Origin of the sequence: Ruminococcus sp. N15.MGS-57, from assembly GCF_000980385.1 — a bacterium.
GTDB classification, from domain to species: domain Bacteria; phylum Bacillota; class Clostridia; order Oscillospirales; family Ruminococcaceae; genus Hominimerdicola; species Hominimerdicola aceti.
The window spans coordinates 21949-32507 of the sequence record NZ_LARF01000025.1; the positions used below are offsets into that span (position 1 = coordinate 21949).

Consider the following 10559-nt stretch of genomic DNA (forward strand, 5'->3'; position numbering starts at 1 on the left):
TTTGTTTGTCATTTTTAGCCGTACATTTCAGTCTGCTCAGCGTAGCTGTAGATTATCTCGGAGTCAGGGTCAATGGCAACTCCCTTTGCGTGGAAAAGCTCTGTTATGGTAACGAACTCGTAGCCCTGTTCTTTGAGGGCAGGGATTATCTTGTCAAGGGCTTCAACTGTCTGAACGTTTCCGTTCATATCGTGAAGCAGGATAATGCCACCGTCCCTGGCCTGTGCAAGCACCTTTTCAACACGCTCCTCAACGCCTATGGCATTGTTATAGTCCTCTGCGCCGTATCCGCATATAAACGGCATATCTATAACGTCAAACATTGTCTGGTTCACCGCAATATATGGCGGACGGAAAAACTGTGGACGTTCGCCAACAGCCTCTTCCACCTTGTCAGAGGTAAAGTCTATCTCCGCCTTTATTTCCTCTGCGGTCATTTTTGTCATGTCAGGGTGGCTCTGAGAGTGGTTTTCAATGTCACAGCCCATGTTGTAAGCACGTTTCATGACCTCTGCACTCTCGTCTGTGATGTTGTTTCCGATAACGAAAAACGAAGCCACAATGCCGTGTTCTTCAAGCTTGTCAAGAACAAGGGGAGTTGTGTCAGTGTTAGGGCCGTCATCAAAAGTGAGGGCTATCACTTTTCCGTAGTCAGACTTGTCACGAAGCTGTCTGCGCTTATTCTGTGAACTGCTGTCCTCAGCCTTTGAGCTTTCTTTTTCCAGACTGCTGTTTTCGCCAGTCACACAGCCCACTCCCATAGCAAGGCTGAAAGCCACAGCACCCATAAGAATAGTTTTAAGCACCTTTTTCATAAGATTTTCTCCTTTATATTTATTATCTCTATGATATCATATTTACACTTGATTTTCAATAGAATTTGATGATAAAGCAACAAAAAACGAGCGGTCAAAAACCGCCCGTCAAATGTCTTTTATTTTTCAGAATGTTTCTTGCCCTTGAAGAATTTTCTGTATATTGCCACTGTGATAACAGCATATATCGTTCCCGTTAGAACGCCTGCGATAACGTCAAATGGATAGTGTACACCAACATACAGCCGTGAGAACGCAATGAGTGTTGCCACTATAAGTGCAGGCACGCCATATTTTTTCGGCATCTCCATGAACATTACCACCGCCACTGCAAAGGAAGCTCCCGAATGTCCTGAGGGAAAGGAGAAATCCGATTGTGCCCCTATTATCCTGTTAAGCCCCTCGACCACCTCGTAAGGTCTTGTTCTGGCAATAATGTTTTTGAGAATGATGTTGTTTATAAGAAAAGTCACCGCAAGGGAGCATGAACACACGATGCCTGTTGTTCTAGTCTTTTTCAGTATGAGAAGTAAAACGCATATGCCTATCCATAACGCACCTCCGTTTGCAAGATATGTTATGAACTTCATTATGGGGTCGAGCCACCCTGCACGCAGGTTGTCCTGTATCCATAACAGTATGTCGCCGTCTAGTTTAAGTAAGGTGTCTAACATTTATCCTCCTGCCATTTATGTAAATCTATCCCTTGAATATATTTACATCAAAACTGACAAGCCCGTCAAAAAACGAGCCTGTCCTTTGTGTATTAATGCTTTAGTTCATATTTTCGCAAATTAATATTATGATAAGTTCATTTCCGTGTATAAAAAGCTTAAAATCATGTGCGATACCCTTAACAAATTCAATTTGCATAGAAATTTGATTTCCAATTACAGCTTAACAGGCTCTATCTTCCAGATGTTTTCTGCATAGTCCTTGATAGTTCTGTCAGAAGAGAACTTTCCTGCATTTGCAATGTTCAGCCAGCACTTCTTAGCGAATGCAAGCTTGTCCTTGTAGTCTGCGTTGACCTTGAGCTTTGCCTGAACATAGCTTTCAAGGTCGCCAAGAACATAGTAGTGGTCAGGAACGTGCCAGCTTGCACCGTCAGTGAGCGCCTTATAAAGCTCCTTGAAGCTGCCCTCCTCGTTGGACGGAACGCCGCCGTCTGAAAGACTGCCGTCAATAAGCTTGTCAAGAACACGCTTTATCTTGTCGTTTGAGAAAAGTATCTCCCTAGGGTCATACTTTGGCATTATCTCAGCCAGCTCCTCTACTCTTGCACCGAAGATGTAGTTGTTCTCCTCGCCTGCCTCCTGAACTATCTCAACGTTAGCTCCGTCATAAGTTCCAAGCGTAACAGCACCGTTGAGCATAAGCTTCATGTTGCCTGTACCGCTTGCTTCAGTGCCTGCCGTAGATATCTGCTCAGAAACATCAGCCGCAGTAACAAGCTTTTCCGCATAGGAAACGTTGTAGTTCTGTACGAATACTACCTTGATAAGGTCTTTTGTGTCAGGGTCAGCGTTCACAAGCTTGCTTATCTCGCCAATAAGCTTGATGATAGCCTTAGCCCTCCTGTATCCCGGTGCAGACTTAGCACCGAAAATAAATGTTGTCGGTGTGAAGTCCTTTATAGAGCCGTCCTTGATGCCATAGTAAATGTAAAGTATAGACAAAGCGTTAAGGAACTGCCTCTTGTATTCGTGCAGGCGCTTGATCTGAATGTCAAAAATAGTGTTCGGGTCGATATCAACACCGTCATGCTCCTTTACAAAAGCGGCAAGGCGGTTCTTCTGCGCCTCCTTAACAGCCATGAACTCGTTAAGAACAGCTTCATCATCAGCATATTTTTCAAGCTTTTTAAGCTCGTCCAAGTCCTTCACCCAATCTGCATTGCCAAGAAGCTTTGTGATAAGTGCGGAAAGCTCAGGGTTGCAAAGTGCGAGCCAACGTCTTTGTGTGATACCATTGGTCTTGTTCTGAAATCTCTCAGGATAAAGCTCATACCAATCCTTGAGAGCGTCCTTTTTCAGTATATCAGTGTGGATAGCCGCAACACCGTTTATATAGCTTGAAACATAGATAGCCATAAATGCCATTTTTACCATGCCGTCGCCAACAGGAGAAAGCTTAGAGATATACTCTCTGTCCTTTTTGAGAGCGTACATATCCTTTATAAAACGCTCGTTTATCATAAGGATATATGTGTAGACCTCAGGCACTACCTTTTCCACAAGTCTGCAATCCCACTTTTCAAGAGCCTCAGCCATGATAGTGTGGTTTGTGTAGTTAAAGACCTTGTGGGCGATCTCAAAAGCCTTGTCAAAGTCATAGCTATGCTCAGCACAAAGCTGTCTTATAAGCTCTGGCACAGCGATAACAGGGTGAGTATCGTTAAGCTGGATAGTAATATAGTCGCCAAGGTTGTCAAGAGTGCCGAACTTAGCCAAATGCTTTTTGAGAATATCCGTCACAGAAGCGGAGGAGAAGAAATATTCCTGTTTAAGTCTGAGTATCTTGCCCTCTTCACAGTTATCGTTAGGGTAAAGCACCTTTGAGATGTTCTCAGCGTCATTTTTAGCCTTTACAGCACCGTCATAATTACCGCAGTCAAACTGAGCGAAGTCAAAATCCTCCACGCTCTCAGCCTGCCAAAGTCTGAGTGTGCCAACGTTCTTAGTGCCAAAGCCGATAACAGGCATATCATAAGGCACAGCGTAAACAGTCTGGTCGCCGTATTTAACGACTACCTTGTCATTTTCGCATCTCTTAGACCAAGGGTCGCCGTACTTAGTCCAGTTGTCAGCTTCTTCCTTTTGGAAGCCGTCAACTATCTTCTGCTTGAAAAGACCATACTTGTATCTTATTCCGTAGCCGTCCAAAGGCAGGTCATGAGCGGCAGCGGAATCGAGGAAGCAAGCGGCAAGTCTGCCAAGACCACCGTTGCCGAGGGCAGCGTCCTCTATTTCTTCAAGGTCATTAAGACTTCTGCCGTGAGCCTTCAAAAGCTCGTCCACCTCGTCAGTGATACCAAGGCAAAGGAGATTGTTATAAACGGCTCTGCCCATAAGGAACTCCATAGAGAGATAGCAGGCTCTGCGGCTGTCAAGGTGAGCCTTTTTGCTGTTCTCCCAATCGCTGTCAATAAGCTCCATAACAGTAGCCGACAGGCTTTCGTGAAGCTGCCAAGGCAGAGCTTTTTCAACGCTCGTGCCAAACTTCTTTTTCAGGTCTTTACTAAGTTCGCTGTAAAACAGTTCTTTGTTCATTGGTTTTTTTATCCTTTCTGATATTTTATGTATTCTATTGCATTTTGTACTTTGTTATTATCCGCATAACGTATGGTAGGGGCGAACATAGTTCGCCCGTCGAAGGAACAAGCAACGATAACAACATGACTCAATAACCATGAAAATTTTCCCACCGCCCTGTAGGGGACGACGCCCTCGGCGTCCCGCACCCCTCGCCGTATCGACTGCAATCTCATTTGTGTTATCCGCACAATGTTGCTCTGCACAAATTCTGGATAATTTAAACCTTGTCACTTCGAGTGGGACGTCGCATTTCTGGGAAACAGAAATTGAGCCGTTTCCCTACAATGTTTTGGTCAACTTTCTTCTGCCGCAAAATCGCTGTCGCTCTTTGCGGATCTACGTTGTGCTAAGGGATAGAAAAGCGGTGCAGGTTTAATTCTCCGATATTACTTTTATCTAATATCTGACTTCTTCATGCTTGTGATTTGTTCGGTCGGCTATGCCAATTCCTCACTCCTCACTCCTCATTTCTCATTCCTCATTCCTTATTTATCCCTGCTCTATCTGCCATACACCGCTGTTATCTTCGCCAATCTCTCCGCCAAAGTATCATCAAGCTTATCAAAGCTTTCCAATCTCCACTTCCAATTTGCTCCCACTGTTGACGGTGTATTCATTCTGGCTTTATCGTCAAGGCAAAGTATATCCTGCATTTGTGCGATAGCTGTATCACACACGCTGGACCAACAAAGTCTTACCATTGCCCAAGGCACGAACTCGTCTTTTGTAACTCCAAGATAGTCCTTGCAGTAGCTTCTGGTCTTTTCGTCACAGCTCTTTATCCAGCCAAGTATGGTTTCGTTATCGTGCGTTCCTGTATAGCAAATGCTGTTTGTGGTCTTATAATTGTGGGGCAGATAGCCGTTTGTATTATCAGAATCAAAGCCGAACTCCAGCACCTTCATGCCAGGATATCCGCTTGCGTTGAGCATTTTTACAACGTGCTTTGTAAGAAAGCCCAAGTCCTCTGCGATTATCTTCACGTCCCCAAGCTGTTTTCTCACTTCTTTGAAAAGCCTCATGTCAGGACCTTTTCTCCACTTGCCCTTTTTGGCGTTCTTTGCACCGTATGGTATGCAGTAATAGCTTTCAAAGCCCCTGAAATGGTCTATTCTCACCACGTCATAGGTGGCAGAAGCCGCCTTTATACGCTCTACCCACCAGCGAAATTTATCTCTTGCTATGTATTCCCAGTTGTAAAGAGGATTGCCCCAAAGCTGACCGTCTGCCGTGAATGCGTCAGGTGGACATCCTGCCACCTCAACAGGCTTTTTCTCCTTGTCAAGGCTAAAATACTGTGGTGTACTCCACACCTCAACACTGTCATATGCCACATATATGGGAATATCGCCTATTATCTCGATGCCCTTTTCGTTGGCATAAGCCTTTAGCTTTTTCCACTGCTGGAAGTATTTATACTGCACAAAGCACCAGAAGTCTATATCATTTGCATATTCTTTTCTTGCACTTTTTATCGCCTTAGGCTTGTACATTTTCAGCGGTTCGTCCCATTCATACCAAGCCTTGCCCTTGTTGGCAAATTTCAGTGACATAAACAAAGCGTAATCGTATATCCAGTCTTTGTTTTCCACCACGAATTTTGAGTATGCCTTTTCAGGCTTCTTGCGAAAACGCTTGTGTGCCGTCCTAAGTACCTTGAAAATGACCTCGTATATCTTGCCGTAGTCAACAGACCCTTTGTCATCGCCCCACTCAATATCCTTGTATTCCGCAGGTTTCAGATAACCCTCTTTTTCCAGAGCTTCAAGGTCTATAAAGTATGGATTTCCAGCGTGAACAGAAAAGCTCTGATATGGCGAATCACCATAGCTTGTAGGAGATATAGGAAGTATCTGCCAACATTTTTGGTGAGCCTTTTCAAGAAAATCCACAAAAGCATAAGCCTCCTTGCCAAGCTTGCCGATACCATAATCGTTAGGCAGAGAGGATATGTGCATTAAAATACCCGATCTACGCATAAAATGCTCCTTTCATGTCAAAACCGCACCCATGTGAAAAATTCAGTGCAGTCACATATAATACATCATTATGATTATACTACTTTTCGGCCATTTTTGCAATAGAAAAACCGCCATATATTTCATTTTAGAAATATTTTCTCTAAACAGAAAAATCCCGAGGACGCAAACCCTCGGGATGATCTTTTAGTCATGTGTTATCATCATAAGCACCGCAAAGTAGTGGAAAACACTTCCCGCAATGGTGAACAAATGCCATATTGAGTGAAAATATTTCTTGTTCTTTTTAACATAGAAAATAACGCCCACAGTGTAGAAAAGTCCGCCTATAAGAATAAACCACAAGGACAGAGGATAAACCTTTTCTATCATAGGTTTGACAGCGATTATAACTACCCAGCCCATTGCGATATAGCATACAACAGAAGGCTTGCGGAACTTTTCAAGGTCAATGGAGTTCAGCACAATGCCAAGAATAGCCGCACCCCAAACGATTCCGAAAAGAACCCAGCCAAACGCACCTCTCAAAGGCACAAGGGTGATAGGGGTGTAGGTGCCTGCGATGAGAAAGAAAATGGTGTTGTGATCCATTATCCTGAAAAACTTTTTGGCTTTTGGATTGGTGATAGCGTGATAAAGGGTTGACATGGTGTAAAGTATGATAAGAGAAGCTCCGAAAATAGCGGAGCTTACAACGCCCCAAGCGTTGGAGTAAATGGCAGCGAGAACGATAAGGACGGCAGTGCCGGCAATGGATAGCAGGCCGCCTGCACCGTGGGAAACGGAGTTGAAGATCTCCTCGCCGAGGGTGTATCTTTTGGTTAGATCCTGAGATTGGATCTCGACAGATTTTGACATAGTATCATTTCCTTTCCGATAGGACCGAGAATTTGCATATAAGTTTTATTACTATAGTATAGTAACATTTTTTTAGACACTTGTCAAGTTTAAATACAGGTGTAAAAAGTGAGGAGTGAGGAATGAGGAATTAGGAATGAGGAATTAGGAATGGGCAAAGCTGACCAGAGTTGTGCCCCAACACCGAGCGAAGCGAGCAAAAGGACCAGGGGCACGCCCCTGGTCAGGGTCAAGGGGTGAAACCCATTGTGGGGGTCTGGGGGCAAAGCCCCTAGCGGAGTTTGAGGCAGAGCCTCAATAGGCGTAAGCCTACTAAGCGGTGCAGAACAAATCCAAAAAGCACATAGAACCTAAACATCAAATAAAACCAACATCGAAGCATAAACCTGCACCGCTTTTCTATCCCTTAGCACAACGTAAATCCGCAAAGAGCGAAGCGATTTTGCGGCACAGCAAACTCGCCCGAATAATCCGTAGGGGCGAACATCGTTCGCCCGCATGGTATGCAACCAGTACCATGTAAACAAAATACCCCCAATAACTTAAATCAAAAAAATTTTCACCCCCCCCTTGACAAAACATGAATATATGATATAATAAACATATGAACAGTTATTCATATGATGAATTGAAATGACCCATATCGAATATACTAAAACAATAATAAGAAAAGGAGAGCGAAAATAAATGAGCGAGAATACAGTAAAGCATGAGCATAAACAGTGCGGAGGAAAGAATATAGAGAAAATGGAGGAAATAGGGAAAACAATGCCCGTTGAGGAGGAGATATATGACGTGGCAGAGCTTTTCAAAGTCCTTGGCGACCAAACAAGAGTGAAAATACTCTTTACCCTTATAAAGGACGAAATGTGCGTGTGCGATATCGCAGAGCTGTTGGAAATGTCACAGTCCGCTATCTCGCATCAGCTCAGAGTGCTTAAGCAGGCCAGACTTGTGAAGTATAGACGTGAGGGAAAAACAGTCTATTATTCAGTTTCCGATGAACACGTCGCTATCATACTCAATATGGGTATCGAGCATATCAGCGAGTAAAGAAAGTGATCTGATCTTTGTAGTATAGGAGAATGTGAAATGAGTAAAATGACTTTGCTTCTTAAGGAACTCGATTGTCCTCATTGTGCGGAAAAGATCGAGAAACGTGTGGGCGAGCTTTCAGGCGTTAAAAGCTCTAGCCTTGACTTTATCAATAAAAAGCTCACAGTTGATTTTGACGGCGATAAAAACGCCCTCTTTACCGAGATAGAAAATGTCGTCCATAAGCTTGAACCTGACGTTAGCGTGAAAGAGCTTGGCGATTGCGCTGAGAAAACTCTCTATCTGAAGCTGGAGGATCTCGATTGCCCTAACTGCGGTGAAAAGATAGCGAACCGTGTGGGTGAGCTTGCAGGCGTTGTTTCATCAAACGTCGATTTTATCAGCAAAAAACTTACTGTCAAAACAGACGGCTCTAATCCTGACCTGCGTATCATGATAGAAGATACCGTCCATCAGCTTGAGCCTGACGTTACTGTTAAGGATTATGGTGCTCAGACAGCAGAGGAAGAGCCTGTGAATGACCATAAGGGCGAGATAGTCAAGCTTTCAGTGGCTATCGTGTTCTTTATCGTATCAATGCTCTTGGATAAGCTTGGAAGCGGCACTGTATGTGAGTATCTCAGTGCAGGCCTTGCAATAGTTGCTTACCTTATCGCAGGTCTTGACGTTGTTATCGCCGCTGTAAGAAACCTTGTTAAAGGCGAGGCTTTTGACGAATCTCTGCTCATGACTATCGCAACAGTTGGCGCATTTGCACTTAAAGACTTCCGTGAGGGTGCAGCCGTTATGCTGTTCTTCCAGGTGGGCGAGCTTTTCCAGACTATCGCAGTAGAGAAGTCAAGAAAATCTATCACAAAGCTTATGGAGCTTAAGCCTGAGTCTGTAACAGTTGTAAGAAACGGCAAAACATACGAGCTTCCTCCTGAGGATATCCTCAAGGACGAGATGATCGCAGTAAAAACAGGCGAGAGAATACCTCTTGACGGTATCGTAACAGAAGGAGAATCAGAGCTTGATACATCAGCACTTACTGGTGAGTTTCTTCCGGTCGAGGTCAAAGCAGGGGACAGCGTCCTCAGTGGCTCAACAAATCTGAGAGGACTTCTCAAAGTTCGGGTCACAAATACCTTCCACGAGTCTGCAGTGTCGAAAATTCTCGATATGGTGCAAAACTCCAGCGAAAGAAAAGCCAAGACCGAAAAGTTCATCACACGTTTTGCAAGAGTTTATACCCCTGCGGTAGTAATTGCTGCACTTGCACTCGTGTTTATACCAAGCTTCATTCTGGGCTTTGACCAGTTCTCAAAATGGCTCTATAGAGGACTTCTGTTCCTTGTAATATCCTGCCCATGTGCACTTGTTATCTCAGTTCCTCTCTCGTTCTTCGCAGGAATAGGCGGAGCATCTAAAAAGGGAATACTTATAAAGGGTGCAAAGAATCTCGAAACAATGGCGAAGTGCAAAACTCTCGCAGTGGATAAAACAGGTACGCTCACAAAGGGCAAGTTCACTGTCCTCAGCGTAAACCCACAGGGCGTTTCACAGGATATCCTCCTTGAAGCCGCCGCATATGCAGAAAGTATGTCAACTCACCCTATCGGTATCTCCATAGTGCAGAGATACGGCAAGGAAATAGACGGTGCAAGACTTTCTGATATTGAAGAGATAGCAGGAAACGGTGTAAGAGCAAAGCTTGACGGCAAGGAGATACTTTGCGGAAAGAAAGCACTTCTTGAAACAAACGGCATTGCAGCACAAAGCTCAGAAGACTCCGCAACGGCAGTTTATGTTGCCCTTGACGGCAAGTTCATAGGCGAGATACTCCTTGGCGACGAGATAAAAGAAACTTCTGCCACAGCCGTTTCAAGACTTAGAGAGCTTGGCGTTGAAACTGTCCTCCTCACAGGGGATAAGAAAGATACCGCCGAAAAGGTGGCAAAGAAAGTGGGCATAAAAACATTCTTCAGTGAGCTTCTCCCTGAAAACAAGGTTGAAAAGGTCGAACAGCTTATAAAAGACCCCGACCGCAGACTTGTTGCATTCGCAGGGGACGGAATAAATGACGCACCTGTTATTGCAAGAGCCGATATCGGTATCGCAATGGGTGGCTTAGGCTCAGATATCGCCATTGAAGCCGCAGACGTTGTGCTTATGAACGACGATCCGTCAAGCATAGAAGACGCAGTAAAGATATCCCGAAAGACTATGACAATAGTAAGAGAGAATATAATTTTTGCCCTTGGAGTAAAAGCCCTTGTGCTTATATTCGGTGCATTGGGACTTGCAGGAATGTGGCTTGCGGTATTCGCAGACGTTGGCGTAGCCGTAATAGCTATCCTCAACGCCCTAAGAAGCAGCAGAATAAAATAAAACTATGTTTAGACCTGCAAATGCGCATAAATACGGCATTTGCTTGTAGGGGCGAACAGTGTTCGCCCGCTTATCCACAACAACGTAAAAATAACAAGGCGGAGGCTGGAATGATATAATCCCCTTAGAGTAGACACATGAAATAATAAAATGGTGTAACTCTA

The 10559-nt window shown here is 44.3% G+C and carries 7 protein-coding genes; 2 read left to right on the plus strand and 5 right to left on the minus strand.

The features are described 5' to 3' along the window. Nucleotides 1-14 precede the first annotated feature (14 nt). From WS40_RS06810 to trhA, 5 genes are all read right to left on the minus strand, one after another. Nucleotides 15-815 carry a polysaccharide deacetylase family protein gene (locus tag WS40_RS06810; RefSeq protein ID WP_243246328.1) on the minus strand — a complete coding sequence of 267 codons (801 nt, stop codon included), beginning with the start codon at nt 813-815 and terminating at the stop codon, nt 15-17. A gap of 119 nt (nt 816-934) precedes the next feature. Further along, the gene (locus tag WS40_RS06815) at nt 935-1489 is read right to left on the minus strand and encodes a phosphatase PAP2 family protein (protein WP_046441286.1); all 555 of its coding nucleotides are present in this window, start codon (nt 1487-1489) and stop codon (nt 935-937) included. Between the two features lie 216 nt (nt 1490-1705). Next, nucleotides 1706-4087: a glycogen/starch/alpha-glucan phosphorylase gene (locus WS40_RS06820; protein WP_046441288.1), complete on the minus strand. Its 2382-nt coding sequence runs from the start codon at nt 4085-4087 to the stop codon at nt 1706-1708. Nucleotides 4088-4632: 545 nt separating this feature from the next. Further along, the gene (gene malQ, locus WS40_RS06825) at nt 4633-6111 is read right to left on the minus strand and encodes a 4-alpha-glucanotransferase (protein ID WP_046441290.1); all 1479 of its coding nucleotides are present in this window, start codon (nt 6109-6111) and stop codon (nt 4633-4635) included. Between the two features lie 186 nt (nt 6112-6297). Beyond that, entirely contained in the window at nt 6298-6969 is a 672-nt protein-coding gene (gene trhA, locus WS40_RS06830) for a PAQR family membrane homeostasis protein TrhA (RefSeq protein ID WP_046441292.1), read from the minus strand. A 687-nt stretch (nt 6970-7656) separates the two neighbouring features. Between trhA and WS40_RS06835 the strand changes: the two genes are divergently transcribed. Next, nucleotides 7657-8022 carry an ArsR/SmtB family transcription factor gene (locus WS40_RS06835; protein ID WP_046441294.1) on the plus strand — a complete coding sequence of 122 codons (366 nt, stop codon included), beginning with the start codon at nt 7657-7659 and terminating at the stop codon, nt 8020-8022. Nucleotides 8023-8061: 39 nt separating this feature from the next. Beyond that, nucleotides 8062-10395 (plus strand): heavy metal translocating P-type ATPase, encoded by a 2334-nt coding sequence (locus WS40_RS06840; RefSeq protein ID WP_046441296.1) that lies wholly within the window; start codon nt 8062-8064, stop codon nt 10393-10395. The last annotated feature ends 164 nt before the right edge of the window (nt 10396-10559 follow it).

Coding starts and splice junctions, on each gene's coding strand:
- WS40_RS06810 (WP_243246328.1), bottom strand. CDS start 815: ATGAAAAAGGTGCTTAAAACTATTCTTATGGGTGCTGTGGCTTTCAGC.
- WS40_RS06815 (WP_046441286.1), bottom strand. CDS start 1,489: ATGTTAGACACCTTACTTAAACTAGACGGCGACATACTGTTATGGATA.
- WS40_RS06820 (WP_046441288.1), bottom strand. CDS start 4,087: ATGAACAAAGAACTGTTTTACAGCGAACTTAGTAAAGACCTGAAAAAG.
- malQ (WP_046441290.1), bottom strand. CDS start 6,111: ATGCGTAGATCGGGTATTTTAATGCACATATCCTCTCTGCCTAACGAT.
- trhA (WP_046441292.1), bottom strand. CDS start 6,969: ATGTCAAAATCTGTCGAGATCCAATCTCAGGATCTAACCAAAAGATAC.
- WS40_RS06835 (WP_046441294.1), top strand. CDS start 7,657: ATGAGCGAGAATACAGTAAAGCATGAGCATAAACAGTGCGGAGGAAAG.
- WS40_RS06840 (WP_046441296.1), top strand. CDS start 8,062: ATGAGTAAAATGACTTTGCTTCTTAAGGAACTCGATTGTCCTCATTGT.